At 39.4% G+C, this 26060-nt stretch carries 23 protein-coding genes and 1 pseudogene; 20 read left to right on the forward strand and 4 right to left on the reverse strand.

Translation table 11 applies throughout. The annotated features are described in order from the left end of the window. The first annotated feature begins 6 nt into the window (after positions 1-6). The 16 genes from H4I94_RS09780 (at position 7) to H4I94_RS09860 (ending at position 15816) form a co-directional block, all read left to right on the forward strand. Entirely contained in the window at positions 7-363 is a 357-nt protein-coding gene (locus tag H4I94_RS09780) for a phage head closure protein (protein WP_261182970.1), read from the forward strand. Then, a complete protein-coding gene (locus H4I94_RS09785) occupies positions 348-842 on the forward strand; it encodes an HK97-gp10 family putative phage morphogenesis protein (protein ID WP_261182971.1) in 495 nt (164 codons plus the stop codon). The genes H4I94_RS09780 and H4I94_RS09785 overlap by 16 nt, the downstream gene beginning before the upstream one ends. After that, positions 839-1213, forward strand: coding sequence for a DUF3168 domain-containing protein (locus tag H4I94_RS09790; RefSeq protein ID WP_261182972.1), 375 nt, complete (start codon positions 839-841; stop codon positions 1211-1213). The genes H4I94_RS09785 and H4I94_RS09790 overlap by 4 nt, the downstream gene beginning before the upstream one ends. Before the next feature lie 68 nt (positions 1214-1281). Further along, a complete protein-coding gene (locus tag H4I94_RS09795) occupies positions 1282-1761 on the forward strand; it encodes a phage tail tube protein (protein WP_180176689.1) in 480 nt (159 codons plus the stop codon). Beyond that, positions 1761-2198 (forward strand): hypothetical protein, encoded by a 438-nt coding sequence (locus H4I94_RS09800; protein WP_261182973.1) that lies wholly within the window; start codon positions 1761-1763, stop codon positions 2196-2198. Before H4I94_RS09795 ends, H4I94_RS09800 begins: the two co-directional genes overlap by 1 nt. A 68-nt stretch (positions 2199-2266) precedes the next feature. Then, positions 2267-2428 carry a hypothetical protein gene (locus tag H4I94_RS09805; RefSeq protein WP_261182974.1) on the forward strand — a complete coding sequence of 54 codons (162 nt, stop codon included), beginning with the start codon at positions 2267-2269 and terminating at the stop codon, positions 2426-2428. A 62-nt stretch (positions 2429-2490) separates the two neighbouring features. Then, complete coding sequence (locus tag H4I94_RS09810; protein WP_261182975.1) at positions 2491-3180, forward strand: hypothetical protein; 690 nt, start codon at positions 2491-2493, stop codon at positions 3178-3180. Positions 3181-3256: 76 nt separating this feature from the next. Continuing rightward, on the forward strand, positions 3257-5833 hold the full coding sequence (locus tag H4I94_RS09815; protein ID WP_261182976.1) for a hypothetical protein: 2577 nt from the start codon (positions 3257-3259) through the stop codon (positions 5831-5833). 8 nt (positions 5834-5841) lie between these two features. Next, positions 5842-6309, forward strand: coding sequence for a hypothetical protein (locus H4I94_RS09820; RefSeq protein ID WP_261182977.1), 468 nt, complete (start codon positions 5842-5844; stop codon positions 6307-6309). Then, positions 6310-6801, forward strand: a complete 492-nt coding sequence (locus H4I94_RS09825) for a hypothetical protein (RefSeq protein WP_261182978.1) — start codon at positions 6310-6312, stop codon at positions 6799-6801. A gap of 307 nt (positions 6802-7108) precedes the next feature. Further along, the gene (locus H4I94_RS09835; RefSeq protein ID WP_261182980.1) at positions 7109-9940 is read left to right on the forward strand and encodes a host specificity factor TipJ family phage tail protein; all 2832 of its coding nucleotides are present in this window, start codon (positions 7109-7111) and stop codon (positions 9938-9940) included. A 58-nt stretch (positions 9941-9998) separates the two neighbouring features. Beyond that, the gene (locus H4I94_RS09840; protein ID WP_261182981.1) at positions 9999-12782 is read left to right on the forward strand and encodes a hypothetical protein; all 2784 of its coding nucleotides are present in this window, start codon (positions 9999-10001) and stop codon (positions 12780-12782) included. Between the two features lie 64 nt (positions 12783-12846). Beyond that, on the forward strand, positions 12847-14448 hold the full coding sequence (locus tag H4I94_RS09845; RefSeq protein ID WP_261182982.1) for a hypothetical protein: 1602 nt from the start codon (positions 12847-12849) through the stop codon (positions 14446-14448). Positions 14449-14519: 71 nt separating this feature from the next. Continuing rightward, positions 14520-14774 carry a holin gene (locus tag H4I94_RS09850; protein WP_086197789.1) on the forward strand — a complete coding sequence of 85 codons (255 nt, stop codon included), beginning with the start codon at positions 14520-14522 and terminating at the stop codon, positions 14772-14774. Next, positions 14761-15303: a glycoside hydrolase family protein gene (locus H4I94_RS09855; protein WP_261182983.1), complete on the forward strand. Its 543-nt coding sequence runs from the start codon at positions 14761-14763 to the stop codon at positions 15301-15303. The genes H4I94_RS09850 and H4I94_RS09855 overlap by 14 nt, the downstream gene beginning before the upstream one ends. Next, a complete protein-coding gene (locus H4I94_RS09860; RefSeq protein ID WP_261182984.1) occupies positions 15304-15816 on the forward strand; it encodes a hypothetical protein in 513 nt (170 codons plus the stop codon). Positions 15817-16036: 220 nt separating this feature from the next. On the opposite strand, the gene H4I94_RS09865 is transcribed toward H4I94_RS09860, so the two are convergent. The 4 genes from H4I94_RS09865 to H4I94_RS09880 all read right to left on the reverse strand — a co-directional run bounded on the left by H4I94_RS09865 (position 16037) and on the right by H4I94_RS09880 (position 22502). Continuing rightward, on the reverse strand, positions 16037-17008 hold the full coding sequence (locus H4I94_RS09865) for an EpsG family protein (RefSeq protein ID WP_261182985.1): 972 nt from the start codon (positions 17006-17008) through the stop codon (positions 16037-16039). A gap of 1286 nt (positions 17009-18294) precedes the next feature. Continuing rightward, complete coding sequence (locus H4I94_RS09870) at positions 18295-19134, reverse strand: SPFH domain-containing protein (RefSeq protein WP_261182986.1); 840 nt, start codon at positions 19132-19134, stop codon at positions 18295-18297. A gap of 1552 nt (positions 19135-20686) precedes the next feature. Beyond that, entirely contained in the window at positions 20687-21169 is a 483-nt protein-coding gene (locus tag H4I94_RS09875; RefSeq protein ID WP_261182987.1) for a hypothetical protein, read from the reverse strand. Positions 21170-21251: 82 nt separating this feature from the next. Continuing rightward, complete coding sequence (locus tag H4I94_RS09880) at positions 21252-22502, reverse strand: YncE family protein (protein WP_261182988.1); 1251 nt, start codon at positions 22500-22502, stop codon at positions 21252-21254. A 351-nt stretch (positions 22503-22853) separates the two neighbouring features. Here H4I94_RS09880 and H4I94_RS09885 point away from each other — a divergent pair, with 351 nt between their 5' ends. The 4 genes and pseudogenes from H4I94_RS09885 to H4I94_RS09900 all read left to right on the forward strand — a co-directional run. Continuing rightward, entirely contained in the window at positions 22854-23642 is a 789-nt protein-coding gene (locus tag H4I94_RS09885) for a tellurium resistance protein (RefSeq protein ID WP_261182989.1), read from the forward strand. Between the two features lie 20 nt (positions 23643-23662). Further along, complete coding sequence (locus H4I94_RS09890) at positions 23663-24796, forward strand: toxic anion resistance protein (protein ID WP_180043880.1); 1134 nt, start codon at positions 23663-23665, stop codon at positions 24794-24796. Between the two features lie 42 nt (positions 24797-24838). Next, on the forward strand, positions 24839-25762 hold the full coding sequence (locus H4I94_RS09895) for a hypothetical protein (protein WP_261182990.1): 924 nt from the start codon (positions 24839-24841) through the stop codon (positions 25760-25762). Between the two features lie 206 nt (positions 25763-25968). Next, positions 25969-26060 (forward strand): annotated as a pseudogene (locus tag H4I94_RS09900) (alkyl hydroperoxide reductase); the annotation flags it as partial.

Consider the following 26060-nt stretch of genomic DNA (forward strand, 5'->3'; position numbering starts at 1 on the left):
TGATTTATGCAATCAGGCAAATTACCCCACCGCATCACTATTCAACATGAAATTGAAGGTGAGCAAGATCGGGTCACAGGTCATGTACCTATCATCTGGACTGAATTCACCAAAGTTTGGGGGAAACTTGAGGCTTTATCTACCAAAGATCAGCTTCAAGCCCAAGCCATTAATTCAACCATGACAGCGCGGTGCCGCATTCGATACAGCTCAACAGCAAGTCAGATTAATTCAACCATGCGCGTGTTGTTTCGTGGTAAGTATTGGAAAATTGATGGTGATCCTATTCCAGATAATGAAAGTGGTCTTGAATGGTTGACCTTAAACCTTGCTGAAGGTGAATCATCATGGCAGTCGAACTAAATATTGAAGGCATGGATCAGTTCAAGCGGAAGATAGAGCAGCTTTCAAATCCTAAAAAAGTTAAACAAATTGCACGTAAAGCAGGTCGACAAGCCATGAATCTTGTTCGTGATGCAGCAAGAAATGCTGCTAAGACACTCGACGACCCACAAACACCGGAAAAAATTTATAAAGAAATTGTGGTTCAAGGTGGTAAGCCTCGAAACAGTAATGAAGTTAAATTTAAGGTCGGCGTACGTGGTGGTGCTAGAATCCCATACACAAATAATGATGCAAACCGCCGTGCCGGAAAGATTGGTCAGTCATACCAAATGGAAGGAAGGGTTTTTTACTGGCGTCTAATTGAGTTTGGAACCAGTAAAATGCAAGCACAACCGTTTATGCGGCCCGCTTTAGAAAAAAATATTGAACCAGTAAGCAATAGATTTGCTGAAGTATTTAATGCTGAAATTGACAAGGCATTAAGTGAGGTCAAATGACAATACCTATATTTAAATTGCTCAATGCATCTGATGAGGTTAAATCCTTTCTGCAAACTGGCAATAAGTTGCGAGCTTATGAGTTTGGCCTGGCACCAGATGCACCACAGAAACCGTATTTAGTTTGGCAGGATATTTCCGGGGTTCCTCAGAACCATTTGGATTGCCCGGCAAATACTGATCACATCACGATTCAAATTGATATTTACACGTTAGAGCCACTGCAATTGCGAACTATTCGTGAAGCAGTACGAAAAGCTTTAGAGCTTGATAACTCATGTACTGTGACAGATCTACGTGGAAACGAGCGTGAACCAATTACAAAGCTTTATCGAACTGGTTTTGATTCAAACTGGTTCGTAGATCGATAAACAGAATTTTCCACATAGCACCCAACCGGGTGCTTTTTTTATGCCTAAAAATTGAGGAGTAGCTACTCATGGCGAAAAAAGGTGTTTTATCAAACGGCACAGCGGTATGGATTGTCCATGGTACTGTTCCAACATTAACAAAGATGGGTTGTATTAAGGCTTTGGCTCTGGGTGATGATAGCGCCAGTGAAATTGATACAACATGCCTGGAAGAAACTAGTACCAAAACTTCTGAATTTGGACTTAGTACACCAGGTGAAGGCTCAATTCAAATCGATACGGATCCTAAAAACTTATCGCATATGACTTTGTTGGAGCTTGCTGCCAATAAAGAAAAAGTAATGGTCTATGTTGGTTGGTCGGATGGTATTGCGGAGCCAACATTAACAGGCAGTGATATCACATTGCCTACCACTCGCACATGGTCGCACTTTGAAGCAATTCTTCGCAAAGGCTCACCAGTGTTCGCCGTTGATGCAATGGTGAATCACACAATTCCTATGAAGCGACAAACCGAAGTAACTGAAGAATTTAAGGTGACTCCATAATGGCTAAATTGACTTTAGAGAAAGCAAAAAAAGCAGTCGGGATTGGTAGCCTGGTTGAAAAAACTATTAAGTTTCGTGGCGTGGATGGCGAACCATTTGAAGGCGAGATTTATATTAAAGTCCTGTCTTCAGATGAGGTTGCAAATATCACAGATATTTTGGAGCTGAAAAAAGACGAAAAGTACACCATCAATCAATACCGTGATGCAATGTTGGTACAAACTGTCTTTGAAGGGAAAGATAAACCTTTTTTTCCTGATTTAAAAAGTACAGGCCAAGTGTCTGATGAAATGAAGGTCGCAATGTATTTGGCTGCTGATCAGGTCATTAATTTCACGGGAAAGTACTGGATCTCGACGAAGAGTCAGAATTCTACTGCGAACTTGTCAGCTGCGGAATCGGCGGACGAACCATCGCAGAAGCAAGAAGCAACCTAAGCAATTCCGAACTCCAAATATGGAAAGCCTTTCGACAAAAGAGAGGCTCTTTATTTTTAGGCAGGAGATTGGAACAAGAGTTTGGGCGTTTATTTGCCAGATACTTGAATACAAAGCTACCTGAAGACAAGAAAGTTGAAGATGCCCGTATCTTTATGGCTCATGAAGAAATTCCAGAAACAACTTTTGAAGAACAAAGGGTGAAAGACCTTAAAAAGAAATCAGGTTAGCTTGGTTTCTTTTTGTGCGGTAACTTAATATCTTGTTCTAAATTATAAATTTGGGGTGGGGTATGGCTATAAATCCGTGTAAAGAATGTGGTGGACCAGTAAGCGATAAAGCTGAAAGTTGCCCTCAATGTGGGGCGAAGCAACCAAAAAAAACCAGTGTGCTGGCATGGATTGGATTAGTGCTTATTATTTTGGCTGGCATAGGAATGTGCTCTGAAGAAACAACCAAAAGTAATTCCCAGCAAACCCAAGAATCAAAACCTGTAGAATCAAATGAGATAGTTAAAACAGAAGATCCAGCACAACAGGTAGAGCAACAAAAAGATAAATGGAGATATAACACCACGAAGGATGAAATGAGGGGTGTGGAAACCAAATTTGCAACTATCGTTAGTGAGAATACAGTAAATTTTGATTTTCCATATGACGGTGGTTCGAAGCTGATTTTAACCCTTAGAAAAAAGGGAAATGAAACTGATGTCATGGTTACAATATCAAAAGGACAGATACTGTGCGGAATAGATGGGTGTGAAGCTGCATTTAAATTTGATAAAGGTGCGGTGCAATCTATAACAATGGCTGAGCCTGATAACCATGCATCTGATGTTTTATTTGTGATGTATGACAATACGGAATCAAAAATTATTAATAGTCTTAAAAATTCAAAAAAACTGGTAATAGAAGTTCCTTTTTACCAAGAGGGAAAGAAGCAATTTACTTTTGATGTCAGCGGCTTAAATTGGAGTCTGTGACATAAAAATTTAAAAGCAATTTAATCAAAACAGTGAAGCACCCAATCGGGTGCTTTTTTATTGCCTGAGGTTTTGTATGAGCACCAAACTTGGAACATTAACGCTAGATCTAGTTGCAAAGATTGGTAATTTTACGGGACCAATTAAAGACGCAGAAAAGCAAACCAAACTTAGCTTCGACAACATGCGAAATCATGTTAATAATTACGGTGCTGTCGCAGTGGCGGGGGCCGCTGCTGTTGGGGCGGGCGTTTTTGCAATGGCGAATGAGTACGCCAATGCAGCACGTGAATTGCAAATTTTTGCGTCAATCTCAAATACCACTACCCAAGAATTTCAAAGAATGGCTGTTGGTGCCCAAACAATGGGTATTAGCCAAGAAAAACTTGCAGACCAATTAAAAGATTTTAATGAAAAATTGGGTGAGTTCATCACGATTGGTTCAGGTGGTGCGGTAGATTTCTTTGAACAAATTGCAATTAAAACTGAGGGGTCTGCGGAAGGTGCGAGAAAATTAGCACTTGAAATGCAAAACCTATCAGGGCCTAAAGCACTCCAACTCTATGTAGATAAATTAGAAGAAGCTGGCGTTACCCAGCAGCAAATGTCTTTCTATCTTGAAAGTATGGCATCCGATACGACTAATCTTATTCCACTTTTAAAAGATGGAGGTAAAGGGTTTGAGTATTGGGCAGATGCAGCAGAACGTGCTGGCGTCATTATGGATGAGTCAGCAATCGCAAAGGCTGCTGAATTACGTGTTCAGATGGATCTACTTAAACTGCAAGTCGAAGGTGCAAAAAATCAATTTATTCAAGGCTTGATGCCAGCACTAGTGTCAGTTGGTGATGGTTTATCTGATGCAACCATGGAAACCAACCTCATGGCTGATGCGGGTGAGACACTTGGGGAGGTATTTAAAGGTGTCGCTGCTGTTGGTATGGGGGTATATGCGGTTGTTAAAATGCTATCCAATGCTATTGCAGGTCTAGCACACACAGCAGTAGAGGCAAAAAACAATGTTGATTTGGCAGCACAGGGTGGTAGTTGGGCTGATAAACTGCCCGGCATAAAACTTGGCAAGGCTCTAATTACTGGGTCGCTTCTTGCTAATGCACCCAATAGTGGTGTTGCCATGGCAGCCCAAGATAATGCAAAAGTTGCGGATGATGTTGGCACTGCTATCAGTAGAATTTACAACGATGCCGTTAATCAGTCTGTTTCAGCAATGGCAAAAATCCAAAATAGTCAGGCAGGTGTAACCAAAGGTTCAGATGAGTGGATTAAAAAACAGAATGAGGCAGCTAAAGCTGCTTCAGGTGTTAATAAAGAACTTCAAGAACAAGAACGATTACTTGAGCAACAAAAGCGAGATCGCGAGCAAATATCTAAAGCATATTCTACTGACTTTGAAAGTATAAATGCTAACGAGCAAGAAGACTTGCAGCGCATTCTTGGAGCGGGTTTTACATCTGCTGATCAAGCTAAATTCACCGATTTGGCAAAAATGCGATTTGAGGGCGAGCGGGCAGAATACTTTAAATCACTTAACTTGGAATTGAATCAGTATAAGTGGACTGAAGAAAAGAAACTTGAATATGCTTATCAGCAAGATAAGCAAATTGCTGAAAACGACATTAGATTTAGTGGTGTGGTGAAAGAGGCAAAACTTAAGTTTCTTGATGAACAATATGCACTAGAGCTTCGAAAAACTCGCTGGCATGCATTAGAAATGCAACAAGCTATGCAAGAGTCAATTCAAGGACTGTCTTACGGTGCTGATGATATTTTTGCACGAGCAACCATGGCAGCTGGCGAATATGCTCTATGGTCAGCAGAAAATGATCGCTCCAATGCTCAAGTCTCTTTGAAGAAACAGCGCGTTGGTGTTGAGCAAGACATCATGACGAGTGACTTGTATTCAACTGATGATGAGCGATATGAAGCCCTGCTTGAAGCGCATAAAGAATATCGTGATGGAATGGCTGCAATTGATGTTGAATATGCAGAACAAGTAAAGGAGTTGGATGCTCAGCAATATAACGATTCCATGAATATGTATGCGGCGCTGTTATCGCAAGCTGGAGCTGTTTGGGGTGATATGACTCAGATGGTCAAGGATAGCGCAGGTGAATCAAGCTCTGCCTATAAGTCCATGTTCTTGGCACAACAGATGTTTGCGATTGGTTCCGCTTTAGTTTCAACCCATCTTGCAGCAACTCAAGCGATGGCAGCACCAGATATGATGTTGTTCGGGCAAAAAATAGCAGCCTCGGAAGCTATTACTGCTATGGGATACGCGAACGTTGGATTAATCGCTGGTCAAACTATTGCTGGTATGGCCCACGATGGTATCGACAATATCCCCAAAGAGGGTACATGGCTTTTAGACAAAGGGGAGCGTGTTGTTGATAGCCGAACCAATGCTGATTTAAAAAACTATCTTGCTGATGGCGGTGGCTCTAAAGCACCGAATGTAAATGTCTATACATTGCCCGGCCAAACTGCTGATGTATCCATGAATAGTGATGGCAGTCTGGATGTTCGCATTCGCAAGATTGCTGGGGAGTATTTGAACGGGCAATTATCAAATCCGAATAGTCAAACCAGTAAAAACATGAAGCAGAATTTTAATGTAGCGCAAAGACGATAGGAGGCGGTATGCCAGAACTAAACAGGCTTGCATATTGTGTCCAGCAATCTGGCTATACGGTAGATTTTGGTAATGACGTGATCGCACAAAATCTTGATGGCGGTCCAAGTCGTTATCGTCGGGATGTTCGCGGGAACTCGCATACCGTAAATGTGAGTTGGGTGTTAAAGCTGAAAGGCTATCAATATCTAACCGCTTTTTACCGGGTCTGGATGCGCAATCCATCACAACCATTTTTAGCGGAGTTGATTATTGATGATGAGCTAAAGGACTATGAATGTTTCTTTAAGTCGGCAATTCAACTTAATTCCAAAGAGGGTCTTGTATACCGGGTTTCAGCTCAACTGGAGGTTAAAGCATTGATTGCAGATGATGCATTTGATGATGCACTGGTATCGCTTGGATCGGGCAGTGATATTTTTGAGCCACTTGAAGAACTGGTGAATGTTGATCTGCCAAATGCCTTGGAGATTTAAATGACTGACTATGTATCTTTCTTTCTCAATGCTCAAGGCGGAATTGTTTCACTGGATTGTATTGAAATAGCACATTCAAGCTTCCCCAAAGTATTTCGATATGTCAGAAATGACACCAGTGGAATTACGGTTAAGCATGAAGATGGCTTCGACTATTTTTATGAGTTTCAGCAAATGGAAATAGGCCGAAAAAATATCACGAATGATTTGGACCAGGTATTTAGTATTACTTTGGCTGATTATGATGATGTGTTAATTAAGGCTTATGAAAATTTAACCGACAACATACCGCCGACTTTTAAATATCGGGTCTATCGTGATGACGACTTGTCTGGACCCATGCAGATCATTCAAACCTTGGATATTGTCAGTATGAATAAAGATGGTACGGGACTGGTCACTTTTGATGCACAAGCACCTGAACTGAATTCAGTTCGAACCGGGGATTCATATTCAATGGAGCGATTCCCTATGTTACGAGGCACCTTATGATTGATGAGTTGCTAGATCGCGAATTTCGTAATGGATATACCTGCAATGATTTTGCGTGTGAGGCATGGAGTTTGGTAACAGGTGAAGATCTATCTCAGCGATTAGATATATTTTTGAATGGAGGTGAGGGTTTTGAGCGACTGGATAAACCGATAAGTCCATGTCTTGTTTTTTTGCATAATTCAGCCCGAAGTGAGACCCACATCGGGCTTTTTTATGAGGGTCGGATTTTACATCTGGCAGCGAGGGGTGCTCAGTATGTACCCCTTGAATTTATTGTTGGTTATAAATATTGCGAGTTTTATAAATGAAACGTGTGTTTATTATTCCAGATCCTTTCAACAAAGAAACATGGTCTGATGAAAGTGTTGAAGATGTTTGCGAATATTTAAAACAGCAATTTGCGGCATTTCCTAAAAATACCCGCATTTATCACAACCAGATTGCAGTAAAAAATGATGTGACACCGACTGATGAGCGCTCGATTAAGCACTTGCAAAGCCTAGACGGTGATTTTTATGTGGTGATTTATCCATCTGAGTTGCTAACGATTATCTATTGGGCAGTGCTGATCGTTACAGCTGCGTTTAGCGTCTATACTTATATGACTATGCCGAAACCACAAGTTTCTGCGCCACAGTCAGCCAATAATGATCTGGCATCACGTCAGAACCAAGCCCGGTTGGGTGGACGAATTCCTGAAATTTTTGGGCAATTGCGTGCAGTACCGGATTTAATTGCAGCACCAATGACCTACTACGATGCCAATAACAAGGAAATTGAAGAGTGCTTAATGTTGTGTACCCGTGGCTATGTGCAGGTTCATGATATTAAGGATGATCAAACCAATGTAAATGATATTCCTGATATGGCGGTTTCTGTCTATGATCCTCATACCAGTATCATAGGCGCACCTATTTATCAGGTAGGGGCATCATTTACCGAAGCCCCATCTTTTTCAATTAAATCCAAATCCATTAATGGCCAGACATTAAGTGTGCCGAATGATCAAAAAATTGAATCTGCAGAACTTTATTTTCAATTCCCGGGTTTGATCAAGACCGCATCATCAAGTATTAATCTTGATGAGCTGTTTGATACTAATGATTCAATCGGTATTTACGGTGCTGAATTTCTTAATAAAGATATATTCATAGCAGCGGATACAACATTCACGGCAAATAAAGGATTGATTGTCATATCGTCAACAGATATTGCGAGTGTGAATAATTACAAAGAGATTAACCTGTCTGGCGCTTTGATTAAAGTTAGGACGGAAGTTGCACCCGTACCGCCGGAAACAGAACCCACTTATATTGATACCCTTTATGATTTATCGGGGCGTTATAAGGTATCAAGTATAATTAAAAACCCACTTTCTGGTAGATTCGCATATACGATAACCCTGGAAGATGCGCTATCTGTAAATCCAAAATGGGAATATATCGATAAAAGCTATACGGATGTTGTGGGCATTGTTTTCACAGGTAATACAGGTTCAATTAATCTGAACGGTACCTACATTGTTGAGTCGGTAACATCCAATGAGATTAAATTAATTAATCCTGATTTGCTCAATAGCGATTGGGCGAAAGTTAATTTTTTACCTGGTCAAAATACGCAAGGTCAGGCTTTAGTGATTCGACTAGATAAGTTAAATAATAGCTGGGTAGGGTGGTATAGCCTGGACTTGGAAAATACTGAAGAACTGGTTTTTAATCTGTTTTACCAAAACGGATTGTTCTATCAAGATTCTAAAGGAGGGGTTTGGGAAGAAAGCATGACGGTACAAGTCGAATATCAGTATATTAACAGTAGCAATCAGCCAGCCGGTCAAATTTATTCACAGCAGTTCACGATTACAAACAGTTCAAAAAGTCCGTTTGGAACAACCCGTAGAATTCATTTGAATACACCTGGCCGTGTACGGTTTCGGATCGCCAGAACGACACCGACAAAAAATGACAAAACCCAAGACTTAACCAAAATCAAGGATGTCTATGCGGTATCGAAAAGCAAGGTTTTGAACTATGGTGATGTTACGATTGTTCGCTCGAAAACCCTCGGTACTGAAGGTGCTCTATCCTTGAAAGAGCGTAAATTGAATATGCTGGTGACACGTAAACTGCCGGCCAATGGTACTGGAGCACTGGTGCCGACCAAGTCAGCTGCACAAGCCTTAATTTATCTTGCTTTGGATAGCAAAAACGGCCGCCGAAGTACTTATGAAATTGATACAAGTCAAATTCTGGCGGTAGAGCAGGAAGTGAATAGCTATTTTGGTTCAACGAAAGCGAGTGAGTTTAGCTATACCTTGGATGATAATAATTTATCGTTTGAAGAAATTGCCGGAATGATCGCAAGTGCGAGCTTTTGTGAAACATACCGGCTCGGATCTAAGCTGCGATTAAAATTTGAAAAGCCACAGTCCAACGCGGTTTTGCTTTTTAATCATCGCAATAAAGTTCCGAAATCTGAAAAACGGTCTTATTCGAACCGGGTTGATAAAGGGCATGATGGTATTGAGCTTGAATACACCAGCCCGGTAGATGATGCTCGAATCAAATATTCTATTCCTGAAAATGGCTCGGCAAGAAATCCGATGTCCATTAAAACCACGGGTATTCGTACCGATGAGCAGGCGAAAACACGAGCATGGCGTGAATGGAACAAGCTACTTTTTAAGCGTATCACTTGCCAGTTTGATGCACTGGATGAATCCAATTTGCTGGCTCGCAATGACAAGATTATGGTTGCCGACAACACATTGCTTGGCACGGAAGATGGTGAAGTAAATGCAGTTGAAGGTCTGACTTTAACCCTTTCACAAAATGTTGAGTTTTCACAAAACCAGCTTAAAAAAATCTATCTGCAAATGGCAAATGGTTCGGTTGATATGATTGACTGTCGTGCAGGGCCGATGACTAATCAGGTGGTCTTGGTTCGACCTCCAGTAGATTCTCTTGTTGTTGGATCTGATCGATACCTAAAAACAACCTATCAGATAGTGAAGTCTGCAGATGCTGTGAAATCGGCTTTTTTAGTCGCTGAAATGTCACCATCGGGAAAGATGACTAACTCGGTTAAAGCAGTGAATTATGATGACAGGTATTACCTACATGATCACAACTTCTTTTAACTAATTTTAAAAAATTAACAGCCACCTTCGGGTGGTTTTTTTATGCCTGGAGAAAAGCATGGCTGATAAAATAGTTTCCAAGCAAGAACTTCTTAATGCGCAAAAGGATGCAGAGACTCTTGAAAAAGTAGCAAATGGTCCGGCTGGCCAACTAGTTAAATCACGCATGGGTCGAGAATATTATACTTTGGCAACATTTCCGCAACTAAGCGTTTATTCAAGAGATGAATCATATAGCCGAGCTCAGGTGGATGCCTTGACTGCTGCCATCGCTGGCGGTCACAAAGCCTATCGAACACTAGGGGAAGCCCAAGCAGCACAAGCATCTTTGCCAGTAAATAGTATTGTTGAAGTCACCAACGATGGTGCTAACAATGGTAAATACCAGTGGAACGGCACAACGCTTACAAAGAGTGCTTATGATCCTGTTTTACTTGGCGAACAGAAAACGGAAGAAAAGCTTCAAACAATTAGAGAAATTGTCTTAAGTAAAAATCTTTATGATGCATCAAAAGCGGTGTATGGAAACCGGTTAAGTGGCACTGGCCTACTTACAAATGTAGCCGACTCAAAGAGAACTGGGTTTATTCCGGTAACAGCAGGACAAGCATATATCTTGTCATGGTCAAATGCGGCTGCATCAGCTCAACTTTCTTATGCTTTTTTTGCATCTGAAGCAGATTCACAGGGCACTGGATATACAACAGTCAATAATACATCTTTAGTGTACAGCTTCACTGTTCCTGCTGGCGTAAGCTTCCTGGTGATAAATTTAAAGCAAAGCGCCTCAACAGTTGAGCGTCTAAATGTTCAGGTTGAACTGGGAGCTAATGCGACGTCATATGAACCATTTGGCTCGAAATATGTAATCAAAAATGATGTTTTGCCAAGTGATATTATCAATGTTGAAAAAATGAGTCAGGCGCTTGCACCAAAAATTACAGCCGATGATGTGCCTGAAATTGTGGCCCCGCTATTGGTAAAAGACTATGACATATCCATTCCATCAAAGAACTTGTTCGATGAGTCTAAGATTCAGGATAATAAGTTTTTATCCACTGTAGATGGGAGTATTAATAATTCATCTGGGTGGAAAATTTCAGGATTTATTCCTGTAGTTGCAGGCCAAGCATATACTTTAAGTGGCACTAGGGGGCGACAAGGTATCTCGTTTTTCTCAACCAACGTCATAACTGACCCTGCTATTTTTTACGACAATACTCCTACGCTGCCTTTGACAGTTACTGCACCAGTTGGTGCCAACTACGCTGTAATTGCGCTTGAATCAGCAACTGTAAAAGGTTGGTCTAATCTTCAGTTCGAGCAAGGCTCTATTGCTACACCATATAAACCATATGGAGCCTCTGAAGAACTTGTAGATGGAAGTAAAGTTACAGCTATCTCAGTGAATCAAATTAGTGATTTAGGTAGTTTGGGACTGAATAAAAAAGCCAATCTATCCCTAAGTGCCGGTTCAGGTCCTATTAAGAGCGGTAATTTAGAGATTGAATTAAAAGTTTTTAACCCAGTCAATTATGATGGTTCCGCAGTATTTAACTTTGTTCAGGACAAATATAAAAATGCTGTGGTTCGTATCAATGGAGATGACTCTGCACCAGTCAGAATGATGGGCGCAACAATCGGTGCAAATCACGGTTACTCACGCACTATTTTGACATTAGCTAATCACGGCAAGACCAATACCGATGTTGGATCCGTATGGACAAATGGAACTTATCAGTGGGTAATCTTGCAAATTATCTCGACTAGCCAGTTATCTGTAACTTGCCGAACCTTGAATATTGCATTTCCACTCGGAAATACATTGACGCATGTCAGTGGTGCAACAAATACAGCATCATTTACACCAACCGCGATTTCAGCAAAACAGTGGTATCCAATGCTGAAAAATCACAAGGTCAAATTATCACTTGATGGCACATCAATCAGTATTTCAACCTTTGCTAGTGGGTTTAATGAATCTTTGAAAATCTCAGAATCATATGACCTCATGGAAAAAGCAGATATTGTTGAGTGGCTTATCTTAAATGGTGGCAAAGAAATCAGCCAATATAGTGCAGCTTCTGCATGTAATGTTTCGCATACCCACACATTTAATAGTGATTTAACTGATGTAATTTCAGCTAACTTTTTTGTGTATAAAAATCTGAGTGCTGCATTAGACCTGATGTTTACTCAATCAGCGCGAATGCAGGCAGTCAACAATGAGGTTTTGTACTACGTCCCTCGCTCAGTTGCTTTCACACATGAATCAGTGAGTTATGATTTTAGTAAACCGACTAATGTTGCAAACTTAGCAATTACAAACCGTATAGATTTCACCGTAGATCGAACTGAAATTGGGAAAGCGGTACCAGATCGATTGATTATGCTGGCAGGTAATTTGGGGTATGCCACAGGTTATCTGCCCATTCTTGATGCCGCACCTGATATTCGTAACTCAAAAACAAGTAAAGGTATCCAGATCAGTAATTCAGAAGCCAAGGTATATCCATATCTAGTAGACAGCTTAACCACATTGGCAGCAGGAGCTAACTACAGTTGTGTTGCTTATCGAGCATATTTTGAGCGTCCTGCAGAATCACGTCGGACATCTCACTATGATGTGCCACATGGTAACAATGCTTACTTATTCCTGGATTGGCATACGGGCAGTTTTGTTGATGTTGTCGAATTAAAACCCTACTTACAAGGCCGTTCTTTTGAAGTAATTGAAAAGACAGAAAATATAGAAGTGCTTTCTAAATTAGCTTCGGAAAATATTGCTTTAAAAATTAGCAGTGTAAGTAGTAATGCCCGTTTAATTCTCAAGTTTACTTAATTAGCATTTATGTTTTAATATGAAATAATATATTGACAATTTATTATTTCCTTTTGGAAAAAATATGAGAAAAATTATTTTAGTAATTATTGCTTTGGTTTTAACGGCGTGTGGTGGGGGTAGTGCTAATGGGGATAATAACAAACCTCCAATGGCTCCCACACCAGTAATACCAAGTGAGCCGCCAACGTCTAACCCATCTGAAGAAGCACAAACTCAGCCTGAAATACCAAGCTCACCAGATGAAATAGCCACTCCTAGCATGCCTTCAAAAGCTACTTTTAATTTAACAAATGGTATTGGATGGATTAAATCTGGCTTATTCGACATTGGTATCAAGGTATTTAATCCTGTAACTTATAATGAAAGCGCAGTATTTAACTTTAATAATGATAAATTTGATGGAAAAGTAATTCGCAAAAATGGTGATGATGCTGCTCCAGTACGCATGATGGGTGCGACTATTGGTGGTAGGCATGGATACTCTCGCACAATATTGACATTGCAACAGCATGATAAAACTATATCGGATGTGGGTAGTGTATGGACTGATGGCAGTAAGGAATGGGTAATTACCCAAATAATCAGTCCAACTGAGATATCCATTACATCTCGGCGTGATAATACTAGCTTCAGGCTAGGGGGTACACTTATTCATGTTAGTGGAGCAACCAATACCACTGCATTCAAGCCTTTATCTGTCACTGCAAAACAGTGGTATCCAATGCTAAAAAACCATAGTGTTAAAGTTCATGTTGATGATAAGTCGGTAATTGATACAACATTAACCACAGGCTTTAATGATTCTCTGAAAATCTCTGAATCTTACGATTTAATGGAAAAATCGGATATTGTTGAGTGGTTAATTTTAAATGGTGGTAAAGAGGTTAAGAGTTATAATGCGGAATCTGCGTTAAATGTAAATAATATTCATTCATTTGACGTGAATGGCGGCGATACGATTTATGCAAGATTTTTTACATATAAAGGGCTAAGTTCTGCCACTGATCTCATGTTTACTCAGTCAGCGCGCATGCAAGCTGTGAATGGCGAAGTTCTGTACTACGTCCCACGTTCCATAGCATTTACGCATGAATCTGTGAATTACAACTTTAGTAAACCAACAGATGTTACGAACTTAACAATAACAAACCGTATAGATTTCACGGCAGCACGAACAGAAACTGGCGCTGTACTTCCAGATCGTTTGGTTATGCTTTCCGGTGATTTAGGCTATGCTACAGGATATTTGCCCGTATTAGATGCCGCCCCTGATGTTCGCAACACTCTAACGAGTAAAGGTATTCAGATCAGTCAGTTTGATGCTAAGGTGTATCCATATATTGTTGATGGGTTGAAGACATTAGGCGCTGGAGCTAGTTATTCTGGCGTGGCTTATCGTAAATACTTTAAGCGACCCATTGAATCACGCAGAACTACTGAATATGACATTCGTTCTGATTTGGGTAACTTCTTATTTTTAGATTGGCATGGTGGTGAATTTACGGACGTTATTACTCTGCCAGAACATTTACAAGGGCGTACATTTGAAGTGGTTGAAAAAACTGATAATGTTAAGATTTTAACACCAGTTGCTACAAACACTCTATCTGTTTCTATTGGCATGGTAACAAGCAATGCACGTCTAATTCTTAAGTTTAAATAATACTCAACAAACCTACTAGCCTTGATCTTTAGTTAGATCAGGGTTTTTATTACCAAAAATTAGGGGGCAAAATGTCTGAAACCACCGCAGCAGTAGCGGAAACATCTGCAGCAGCTTTAGGATCAAAAGCAACAGTAACCGGCGGTGCGGCAAGTGCAGCCGGTTTTTTTATGGGCATCGATTGGATGGGGTGGGTTGGTATTGGGGTTGCTGTGCTTGGTTTGCTCATCAATGTGTACTTTTCATGGCAGCGGAATCAGCGTGAAAAAGAAATTCATGAGCTGACAAAGCGAAAATTAAATGGTGAATGCAATGTCAAAGACTAAATACTTTGTTATCGGTACAGCTTTAACCGCCTCATTAGGCGGTTTTTTTATATCTGGGGTTAGCACTGAGCAAGTTCAAGCAACTGCTCTTAAAGAAGGGTATGCACCTAAACCTGTAATTCCAGTGAAAGGAGACGTTCCAACAATCGGCAACGGCACAACTGTCTACTGTGATGGCAAGAAAGTCACGCTAAAAGATCCGGCTATTTCGAAAGAGAAAGCACTTCAGCAGCTTAAATGCCATATCGAAAAGAATGCACCAGCATTCAACAAATCTCTGCAGGGCGTGAAAGTTTCGCAGGTCGAGTATGACTTGTATAACGACTTTGTTTATCAGTTTGGCATCACAGCATGGAATAGCTCATCCATGCTTCGCAACTTAAAACAGGGTAAATATGTCCAGGCATGCCAGTCATTGTTGAAGTGGAAATATGTGGCCAAGCGTGATTGCTCTGTCCGATCTAACAATTGTTATGGCGTGTGGGCCCGGCAAGTTGATCGTTATCAAAAATGTATGGGAGCGCAGTAAATGCCAATACTTTTATGGATTTGGAATAACAAGCGCTGGACTTTGATTATCGTGCTTTTACTATGCCTATTTTTTCAAACATGGCAATCGAATAGCTTGGCTGGTGATTTACGCAAAGCTGAAATTGCTTGTGATACACGTGTGGACAAAGCTATTAAGCCTTATCAAGCAGCTATTAAAATAGCCAAAGAACAGAAAGCCATCACTGAAAAAGCCTGGTCAGATAAATATATTGAGGTAGAACAAAATGCGATTAAAAAAATACAAGATGCGAATGCTGCCGCTCGTAGTGCTGACTTGGCTGCTAGTGGGTTGTCAAAGCAACTTAGTGAAGCCAACAAACGTCTGTCCACGGCTTCCGATCAAACCATCATTGAGTACACCATTACCAACAGTGAGCTACTCGAATCATGCGCAGCAGAATATCGAAGCATGGCAGAAAAAGCAGATGGCCACGCAATTGATGTCGAAAGAATAAGTGAAGTTTGGCCGGAAGATAAAGCCCTCAAGTGAGGGCTTGCATATTAGATTATCCAATCTCTTTAAATATAAGCTTTTTCATATATTCAGCCCAGCTGTAAAGGCCATCCCCTAGGGGGTATAATTAGAATTTTCAAAAAAATCTATTCATCACATCATCAGGATCAAAATTAATAATTAAAATAACAGGCGACAAAAAAAGATAAAGCTATTTTTCTCTATTATCGACTAGATGGGATGAGTTCTATATTTTTTAATTATTAATCCAATATGTCCATAGTAATAATGTATAAGCAAAATAACATAAAAATATTATTGATTGTTCTTTGCCTTTAATTTCAATCATGGATCCTAATAAAAATGGAAAAAAAGCTACTAAATAACGAGATGGATAGCCTCCTAAAAATGTTTGAGTAGTTACTAAACTTAAAATACTCAAAGATACATAAAATAAAAAAGTTCTATTCTTATTTTCAAAAAAACCTTTCAAAATATAATATAAGTATAATACTAACCAGAATGACATATAGGCTACTGAAGAAGACATGTCCTTATAGTCTGCACGTCTATCACCTATGGTTGATAAAATATTTGAAAGAAGTGGACCCGTGAGGATACCAAAACCTATGCCTAATAAAATACAGAATAGTACCTTTATTCTAGGAATTTGTAAAAATTTCTTTTCTAGAAATAATGAAATGATAAAAAAAGAAATAAATATAAGAGCAGAGGTATGAATGAATGGAGTTATTGCAATTAAAGGAAAAGTTAATAAGCTTTTTCTTCTATATAAATAGTAAACCACAAGAAGAATTGCGATCACAAAAGCTAATCGCAATTGTGAATACATGAAATCAACAAAAACTGGTGTTAAAAGCAATATGCAACTTAGGTAATTATATCTTTTAGTCAGAAAAATTGAGGATAAAAAAACTAAAGAAAAACTAATAAAAAATATAATTTCAGTTGAATTGAGTTTCAATACTTCTGTGCAGATATCTAATATTTGATGCCATAGCCATTCATTTGATAATTTAGATAAAATACTTTCGTAATCAAACCAATAAATTTTGTTTATAGAATTGTTAATATATTCAATATAATTAGTACGGTCAGTATATTCAGATTGTTTTAATGTTTGCCAAGGAAGCAACACTATAAAAAGCGAAAAAATAAAAGAAAATATTAGGGCGAGGAATCCTCTCTTTTTGACGATAAAATTCATAAGAAGGTGAAGCAGTTATTAAGTACACTGAATTGTATTTCTTTTTATACTTCTTATAAATATGTTTTTAATAAAATAAGCAACTATTAATCTTTTTTTTCATGGAAAAGAACCTTAAAGCATCTCAGCTAAACCTCACAAATTATTACTTTTCAACCCCAGCCCATCCAGGCTCCTTCCTAAAAATTTCCATATGTTTTATCGTGTGTTCAATGCAAAAGTAGAGCCATGTTTTCATTTTTTCTTTCCGATAATTGAGGCGTATCATCTATGCTTTAATGGTGTAATTTATTAAAAGAAGACTAGAATTTAAGGCACTTTTTCTTTTAGTGGTACATTTGGTAGTACATATTTTTAAGTGATAATATAAATATAATTAAAACAAAAACTTAAAATGTAATTCGTGTGCACGCTGAGGCGCTACGATAGCTGTTCCACCATATACCAAAACGTTTCAAATTAACCGACCATATTTATCTTTGATATTGCCAAATAAATGATAAAATAGACTTACACGAGGATTTCAAGACTTGTGGATAAAGTCGTGTTTAGACCAAGATTATCCCAAACTAAAATAAGCTATTGTTTTACTTAAAAAGATTCTACGTTGACATCGTAGAGGTCAGCAGTTCGAGTCTGCTTATACCTACCAATATTCTAAACGTTATGTTATAAGGGTTTTAAGCGAAAACAGTAGCTTAAAGCCCTTTTTTATTGTCTTGAATAATGTATGTCGTTATCTGCACTATCTTTATAATCGGTACTTTTTGCCGATAATGCAGTTTAATTTACGTCATGAAATTACCGAAGCCTCGTAAGCGTGGAGAAGCTTTCTATATTGAGATCATAATCAATGCAAGTGTTCATCTGCAACTCGTGATACTGCAAAAGAATGCGAGCAATGGGCTGCACAAAAAGCGCTTGAGCCTAAGGCCAATAAATTTGCTGAAGATCAAGGCATAAAACAACATTACCCATTCAAAACACTTTTTCATAAATAACCCGAATCCTGCTTAAGCTAATAATTCCATTACTCGAATGGTTGGCTTGTTTTGATGGCATTACTGGTAAGCACATAAAGAGACTGTTGCTTCAAAGCCTAATGCATTAGGAATTGTAAAATGCGTTTGGCTTGTAGGAACTAAAGCAGATTTTATTGAGGTTAACACGTCAGCACTTACTAAGGACAAACCTAAATCAGTAGAAAAACCTGATGTGAATAATCAAACTTTAAAGTGATTAAAATTGATAGTGAAGAAAAAGCCCTCTTATCGAGGGCTTTTTCATTATTTTAATTGACCTACACCAGTAAACTTGTCTGGAACAATAACCATCGTATTTAAAGTGCCTTTTTCAGCTGCTTTCAATAATGCTTCGGCTTTAGTTTTTTCAGCTTCAGCACGAAGGAGATCAACGTATTTTTCAGAGGCATTCTCAGCAAGTACTTTTTTAATTTCAGTTTCAACACGTGCGGTTTCTAATTCATTTTGCTTTGTCTTTAAAGCATTTTGAGAATTAACAATTGCTAATGATGAATCCAAAATAGATTTAGGTGGTGAAACTTTTAAGATGTTAATTTCATTAACTTTGACAAATTTATCTTTGCCCTGAGCTTTTAATTTAACATTAATGCTATTTTTGATTTCAGTTTCTATGGCTGCTCGATTGTCATTCACAGCTAAAGCTTTATATTGACTCACAACATCATTGATTGCCGAGTTTGCAACGTACTGCACATACTGACCTAGTAAATACACATCACCATCATCTGTAATAATGTGCTGTGCTTTTTCGGTCTTATACGCGATTGCAGCATTTGATGGCACAATCCCGTAATTCACTTTTAGTTGAAAATCTTGCATTGGAATCTTTTCAACTACAATAGGTTGAGATTCAACATTAAGCACAAGATTTCGCTTTGATACTTTGATTACATCACCAATCACGGTTTGATGTAATCCTTGCCCCAGTACGGTATCTTCAATTTCACCGCTGAACGTTTGACGAATACCAACATCTGCATCGGTGATGCGCGTAAAGCTTGCCGGTATAATAATTAAGGCCAGAATAATTGCGACAATGATCGTGCCCACTATACCAGCAGTTTTATATGACTTTTTTTGCATGTTTACCCCTTTATAAAAAATGATTAATTCTTTCTATTGCGTCCTCGCTTAGCCACAGGCCTAGCGGTTAAAATTAAATTCGCTTGTTCTGGATCATAAAGGCATTTACCACGAGTACCTTTGTTGATCTCTACACAGCGATCACGGACCGCATCAGCACTAATTCCATATTGCTGAGCCAATTCAGAAGCGGATACCAATTTTGAGCTCATAGCCTTGATCAATACGATCTTTGCACCGCCAACCTCAGAGCCACACTCGGAAAGACGAGAAGTACCACAAATGCTTACAGGAATGTAAGCATTTTTAAAGCCCTGAGAAATGTTTTCTGTGTAAGCAATATCAGGGCCACCCAGATTAAATTTTTAATAAGTATTGTCTAACAAAAATCAAAAAATAACTAAAAAGTAACTGGGGAAAACTATTCCTGCATATTTTTTATACTTTGTAATTTACTTTGGAGTGATAACTTTTAACTACATTAAAGAGAGCACAGCATGAATAAAAATAATAAAATGGCTATCAAAGACTTCACCCACTTAATCACATCCCCAGATTAAGCGGGTTTTTTAATATTTGATATATTATTAATCAAGTCGTTCTAAAATTTTGATTAAACTAATAATATTTTAATTTTTGATATATTCCGCCACTGAATGTTGCTTGAATAGTGTATAAAATAACCAACATTAACTGCTGTAGTTTCTGAATGCTCTTCCGGAGTTCTTAGTTTACAAGCCCACATCGTCTTTCCATGTGTGGGCTTTTTTTTGCATGGAGAAAATCCGTTTCTTAATGGGCTTATTGGGTCTTCATGAGGCGACTGAAATTGAATACACGCTTGATGGTGAAAAAAAATTAAGGCATGTCGTTATTGCTTGACAGAAGTGAAGCAATGACTGATCAAAAAAAATGCGATTAATTAAATTAATAATCATATTTTTTTATTTTCACAATGTTGAAATAATTTAATCTTATATTCACTGAAAACAAATAATAACTCCAAAAATTCTAAGATATTAGCGCAATTAAGCCTGTTTAATCTTGGAGAGTTAAGCAGGTTTTTTTTATTGAAGATTTTTTATCTTTTGTCGAAAGTATTACGACATATAAGCCTCGTCATTAATATTTCGGGGCTTTCTTTTTCTAGAATATGAATAAAACCAAGGCATGAAAATATTCTGGTTTCATCTATAAAATTTCTTCTATTATAAATTTTGGTAGTTTTTGCTATTCATATATTTTTAATACATATTTAGAATGCGCCAACAAATTGAAACGCTGTAGTTTCTTTAGTTTTAGTCCTATGCATCCCTCGCATGGGACTTTTTTTTGGGGAAAAATGATGCTCCAATTCTTAATGTGCTTATTGGGCCTGCATGGTACTACTGAAGTTGACTACACGGTTGATGATAAAGAAATCCAGGTGTGTCGGGATTGTTTGAAAGAGATTGATTAAAGCTGTTTGCATTTTATTTCTCCTTTAGAGAGAAAAATAAAAGGCGCTTATAAAAGAAGTTCATTAACGTTATTTATTATTACGACTGTACTTCTATTTAGCGCTACGCTTAAGCTTCTCTAACTCTATAATATTTTGATCAATCTGATGCTCCATTGCAGGTAAAATCTGCCTTAAAAACTGGCAATATGAAATGGCTTCATCTGCAGCAACCGTACCTGTTTTAACCAGCTGTTTTTGCTGTTCCAGCATTTGGCTTACCTGACGTAAATCGGGTTGTTGTCCATGACTCAACGCGTCGCTAATTCCTGCAAAATCTTTATACAGTTGGTCACGCTGTTGAATGAGTGCTGCCTGACTGGATGCCGACACTGTATCTGTTTGAACTGGTATGTCAGATACCGCTTCCTTTTCAACAGGAGCGGCTACAGCTGGAGAGGGTTTTTCTTTTGCCTGGGCTGTATATGATGCAGATGGAGGGGAAGGGGGAAGAGGTCTAAACATATAAACCACCAGGAAGAGTGACAAGGTCACAATAAAACCAATGATAAGACCAAGTCGTATACTGCGATCCATGCCAGAAATCCTGCTCTTGCATTTAAATGAAAGCAGACCCAATCTAAAGATCAGGTCCGTACAGTTGATAAAAAATTAACAGTTAAGGTGTTGACCAGCCCGCAGGTGCATAACCGATCCGAACACGTTGCGGGTGATTTCCTACAGGAACACTTCTTACTTTTTCGCCCGTTGCAAAATCAATCACGGTAACCACATCAGTCTCACTCTCAGAAATTACACAGCTTTTGCCATCAGGACTTTGTGTTGCCCAGTAGGGTTTGCCTGCAGGAATTAGCTTGCCCGCTTTTAAGGTTGAACGGTCGACAATCGTTGCATAGTCATCCATGGTGCCGGCGACACACAGTTTTTCACCATCGCCACTAATCGACAATCCATGATGACGCGAGTCGTTTACATATTTGGTTCGGTCTGAAGGAATAGTCGAGCTGCCCGGTAATTGACCAATGCGAGTAACTTTATTCTGATTCAGGTCATATTCGATTAAACCGTTAAAAAATGAAACCTGGGCATAAATTTTACTTTCATCATTGCTCAGGACAATTGGACGTACAGAGTTGGACAGATCTTTACGGCCCACTGCATCCAGCGCCGGACGGAAATCAATGGTCTTGAGGACTTTAAAGGTATTGGCATCGGCAATGGTGAGGAATCGTTTCCCCTTGGTGAAATCTTGCCATGCAGCATCCATAGAGGTTTCCACATTACCAATGGCTGAGTTTAGAATTTTTGTGCCGCCGTTAAAGAAAATATTTTCATGCGGTTTGTCGCCTGTTGCAAAGCGTCCCAATTCTTTACCCGTGTTGATATCCAGCACATGAACCACGTTGCCAGAAGATGCCGATACGGCTAAGCGTCTGCCATCAGGAGAAACCGCCATATGGTCGGCACGGAACCCTTCTACAGGAGTACGCCAGTTGATTTTGCCCGTCGCAATATTAATCGAAACGACATCGGCAAAACTTGGGCGAGAGGCAACCACTGACTGACCATCTGGCGTAGAGTACATATCATCTACCAGCTGATCATTACCTTCCCCGGCGGTGGACTGGATATAAGTATAGGCAATCAGTTTAATTGGATTGAGGCGGATTTCCAACAAACGCTCTTTGCGATCAGGAACCATGTTGATCACACCGATCTTGCCAAAATCACCCGATGGACGAATGACGGTCACTGTTCCATCCCAGTTATTGCCTACAAAAAAGACCTGTTGGCTATTCGCTGGTGCAGGCATTACCGATGTTGCTGTATTGCCATTGAGGGATGTAAATGCGAGTGATGCAAATAATGCCTTTACACTCCATTTGAGGAAAAAATTTTGATTTTTCATAATATTATTCTCCGATTCAGCTCCATGAAATCGATTTTTTATTTGAATTTTCATTGCTGCCGAATACTCCTGTATTCGCTGAAGCATAGGATAAAGAATTCAGTAATCAAATCCCGGACAATCCGATAAAAATACTTGCTGAAAATGATCTGTATGAGTCTTTTATTTTATAAATATTTGAATAATAAATTAATTATTTTGCTGGAGCAGATTGTTTTTCCGACGAATTGCCGAACCATATCTGAGCTTTTGCAACAGCTCTGATGCAGGTCTAGAAAATTTGCAAAACACTACATGATCTTTGCTACAAAAGCCGTACTATAAAAATGATTTTGTTGAGTTTCCAATATTATGTCTCAGATAGATATGCTTGTTGCCTTGGCCGACATTGAAGTGAATCGGGCTGAACTGCTCTCTATTCAGCAGAATGATTTGGTCCCTTTGCTGCAGGATCAGTATCGTCTGAATCATTATGCCGATTCAGTCATTCAGGCTCAGTCTGTTCTATTAAACGGAGTCGATCCACATCTGACCCAGCAATTGAGCAGCACCATAGAACAGCTGATTCAGGCATTGGCCGATTCAAAAAAATATTTAAGCAGCCGCAAGTTTAATGCCTTGCAAAAGTGGCTGGGGATTGATCTGGAATATGGCTCCGGGCAGGTCGAGTATTACAAAAAACTGGATCAATTGCTCAATCGGGCCAATCATTTAAGTCAAAAATTGCAGATTGAAATACAGAAGTCCCAGGCACGCTTTCAGCAGTTGCTCGGGTATCGGGAGCAAATGGCGAAATACATTCGGGCTGCGCAAGAGTTTTTGCTGGAATATCCAAATTTCGTCAGGAATGTCCATCCTCTGGATAACTTTTCTGAAAGGTTATCTAAAAAAATCAATTCATTACAAACTTTGCAAGCCAGTAATGATATTGCAATTACACAAATGCAATTATCGCAGCAACTTTCTTTTAATTTGCTGGACCGTTTTAAAGAGGCGCAGCAGGTACTGATTCCTGCCTGGCAATATCATGTTAAACAAAGTCAGCAGAACAGTTCGGGCATTGAACTGGACAAGCTGGATCATAGCAGAGAGAAGTTAATTCATACTTTAAGAAAATCACTCGAGAAACCCATACATTAATCATTCTATTCAGGTGAAGCATGACCGATTTTGAACTTAAAGATTTACCCGCTGAAGTCACTCAGGATCTTGTTCAGCAAAAGTTTCAGCAACTGAATTTACAAGAAATTGGTTTGCAGCATTCAGACTTTAATGAAGTGATGAATGCGCATAAAGAACTGGCTGAAATGAGCCATAACGCAGTTGCGGAATATGGGAAGAATATTGCAACAAAAACGTCGGGTTATACCGATGAACTGCTGAATCTTGTACAAAACAAAGAACTGGACACGACCGGCCAAAAGTTAAATCAGGTGGTGCAGGTTGCCCGGCAGCTGAATAGCAGCAGTATTTTAAACAAGAAAAAGAGTTCCGGTTTCCTGGGCGGCCTGATCAGTAAAATGAAAGGCGCCAAGCAAAACTTTGATCAGCATTTTAACAGTACCAAAGAACAGATTGATGTGCTGGTCAAGGAAATTGAAACATCCCAATCGGGCTTGAAAACCCGGGTGGACACTTTGGATAAAATGTTTCAGGGTGTGCAGGAGGAATACAGACAGCTGGGCATCTATATTGCGGCGGGAAAATTGAAAGAGCAGGAAATTCAGCAGCACATTGCACATTTAACGGCCCAAACCCAAGATCAACCTACGGTGCAAAAAGTCTATGACCTGAATCATCTGGCCAATAATCTGGAAAAACGGGTCAGTGATTTACAGGTTTTACAGCAGTCAGCCATGCAAACCTTGCCGATGATCCGGATTATCCAGTCCAATAACCTGATGTTGGTCGACAAATTTTATGCCATTAAAAACATTACCTTACCGGCATGGAAAAATCAGATCAGCTTGGCTATTTCTCTGCATGAACAGAAAAACAGTGTCCAGCTGGCCAATAGCATTGATGATGCCACCAATGACCTGTTACGCCGTAATGCCGACTTACTGCACCAAAACTCGGTGGCTACGGCCAAAGCCAACCAGCGTTCAGTGATTGATATCGAAACGCTTGAACATGTGCAGAATACCCTCATTAAAACAGTAAACGACGTGATTCAGGTACAAAAAGAGGGGATGCAAAAACGCGCCGAAGCAACAACGCGTTTACGTGCCTTGCAGGAAAATCTGAACCATTTGGTGATAGAATCCAGTAACAGTGGAGTGAATAAATCTTAACTATTCGTTTAAGTTCATTGTCTGCACTTTAGGAGAAAGCGTTTGCCTCCCTTAGATGAATATGCCGTGAATCTGCAACAGATTGAGAATGGTGTGGTGATGCTGAAGAAGCGTCAACGCAATGTGATGTTATGGGCGATCACCAGCAGCACCATTTTCCTGGCTTCCGTGGTGGCTTTTTTTCTGCAACATGATTTTGTCTATAGTTTTTTCGGTATTACGACGGAACTGAAACAATTGCATATCCCGCTCAGTGTCGATGCAAACCTTGCTGAACTGGGTCAGCATCGGGATTATTTTAGCAACCTGCTGTCATGGTTTGGCTGGCTAATTCTGAAGCTGTTTGTTTCTTTTATGGGCGCGTTTTTTGTCATTCATTTTTTAAAGAAAATACGGTTTTTCTATGTCCGTTTTCAGTCTTTTATTTTGAAGTTTGTGGGCTGGCTGATTGCCTTTATTGTGCTGTGGTCAGGCTTGACCTATCTGCAATATGAGTTAAATAATGAAGAAAATGAGGCTTATAGTGACGTTATTCACTATGATAAAAATATTCAGCAAAGCGAATTGGCCCAGTACTTACAGCGTAGTAATGTAGATGAGCCCGTCAAAGCTTATCTGCTGGCACAAGCTGCGCTGCTGCATACACCGGTGGATAAGGATGCGGCTATTCCACAAGTGCTGGCTTTAGTGAAAGCGGAAAAAACAGATCCTGATTTTTTTGAATATGGTTTTAAACCCGAACAGCTTTGGACCATGCAGCACCAGCTTTATGGTCAGAGTTTAACGCCAATGGCAAAAATTGTTTCCAGACAGGTAGCCCAGGCAGAGCAGATGAGTTCAGTGGTACAAATTTTAATTATTGCTGCCGCCATACTGCTTGGAATTTTAAGTGCAATTCTGCTGCTGCTGTCGCAGCATTTAAAAAGGCGGATATTTAGGGTTGAGCAGCGTATGCAGCTTAAATGATGCCATACAAAAGCCCACAGAAGGGCTTTTTTATTTTTGATGCTTTCTTTCAGTCAGGTGATTTTAGTCATGCTTAAGGGCAGGATAAAATTCATTTGATTTGGTATTTCGATTATAATAATAAAAACAAACTGTTTTAACTATTTAAATATTTATCTTAATATAGCTTTATTAAATAAGCATTTACTCCCTTGGAGACGTTAGCCATGTTAGACCAAAATACTTCAGCACAACTTAAAACACTCTTGCAACGTCTGGAAAGCCCGATTGAACTGGTCGCAACTCTAGATGCTTCGGA

The sequence above is a fragment of the Acinetobacter sp. T_3_1 genome (genome assembly GCF_025377055.1).
In the GTDB taxonomy this organism is placed as follows: domain Bacteria; phylum Pseudomonadota; class Gammaproteobacteria; order Pseudomonadales; family Moraxellaceae; genus Acinetobacter; species Acinetobacter kookii.

Bases quoted from the DNA above. Each gene is read 5' to 3' on its own strand.
- H4I94_RS09780 (WP_261182970.1), top strand. From the start codon at position 7: ATGCAATCAGGCAAATTACCCCACCGCATCACTATTCAACATGAAATT.
- H4I94_RS09785 (WP_261182971.1), top strand. From the start codon at position 348: ATGGCAGTCGAACTAAATATTGAAGGCATGGATCAGTTCAAGCGGAAG.
- H4I94_RS09790 (WP_261182972.1), top strand. From the start codon at position 839: ATGACAATACCTATATTTAAATTGCTCAATGCATCTGATGAGGTTAAA.
- H4I94_RS09795 (WP_180176689.1), top strand. From the start codon at position 1,282: ATGGCGAAAAAAGGTGTTTTATCAAACGGCACAGCGGTATGGATTGTC.
- H4I94_RS09800 (WP_261182973.1), top strand. From the start codon at position 1,761: ATGGCTAAATTGACTTTAGAGAAAGCAAAAAAAGCAGTCGGGATTGGT.
- H4I94_RS09810 (WP_261182975.1), top strand. From the start codon at position 2,491: ATGGCTATAAATCCGTGTAAAGAATGTGGTGGACCAGTAAGCGATAAA.
- H4I94_RS09815 (WP_261182976.1), top strand. From the start codon at position 3,257: ATGAGCACCAAACTTGGAACATTAACGCTAGATCTAGTTGCAAAGATT.
- H4I94_RS09820 (WP_261182977.1), top strand. From the start codon at position 5,842: ATGCCAGAACTAAACAGGCTTGCATATTGTGTCCAGCAATCTGGCTAT.
- H4I94_RS09825 (WP_261182978.1), top strand. From the start codon at position 6,310: ATGACTGACTATGTATCTTTCTTTCTCAATGCTCAAGGCGGAATTGTT.
- H4I94_RS09835 (WP_261182980.1), top strand. From the start codon at position 7,109: ATGAAACGTGTGTTTATTATTCCAGATCCTTTCAACAAAGAAACATGG.
- H4I94_RS09840 (WP_261182981.1), top strand. From the start codon at position 9,999: ATGGCTGATAAAATAGTTTCCAAGCAAGAACTTCTTAATGCGCAAAAG.
- H4I94_RS09845 (WP_261182982.1), top strand. From the start codon at position 12,847: ATGAGAAAAATTATTTTAGTAATTATTGCTTTGGTTTTAACGGCGTGT.
- H4I94_RS09850 (WP_086197789.1), top strand. From the start codon at position 14,520: ATGTCTGAAACCACCGCAGCAGTAGCGGAAACATCTGCAGCAGCTTTA.
- H4I94_RS09855 (WP_261182983.1), top strand. From the start codon at position 14,761: ATGTCAAAGACTAAATACTTTGTTATCGGTACAGCTTTAACCGCCTCA.
- H4I94_RS09860 (WP_261182984.1), top strand. From the start codon at position 15,304: ATGCCAATACTTTTATGGATTTGGAATAACAAGCGCTGGACTTTGATT.
- H4I94_RS09865 (WP_261182985.1), bottom strand. From the start codon at position 17,008: ATGAATTTTATCGTCAAAAAGAGAGGATTCCTCGCCCTAATATTTTCT.
- H4I94_RS09870 (WP_261182986.1), bottom strand. From the start codon at position 19,134: ATGCAAAAAAAGTCATATAAAACTGCTGGTATAGTGGGCACGATCATT.
- H4I94_RS09875 (WP_261182987.1), bottom strand. From the start codon at position 21,169: ATGGATCGCAGTATACGACTTGGTCTTATCATTGGTTTTATTGTGACC.
- H4I94_RS09880 (WP_261182988.1), bottom strand. From the start codon at position 22,502: ATGAAAAATCAAAATTTTTTCCTCAAATGGAGTGTAAAGGCATTATTT.
- H4I94_RS09885 (WP_261182989.1), top strand. From the start codon at position 22,854: ATGTCTCAGATAGATATGCTTGTTGCCTTGGCCGACATTGAAGTGAAT.
- H4I94_RS09890 (WP_180043880.1), top strand. From the start codon at position 23,663: ATGACCGATTTTGAACTTAAAGATTTACCCGCTGAAGTCACTCAGGAT.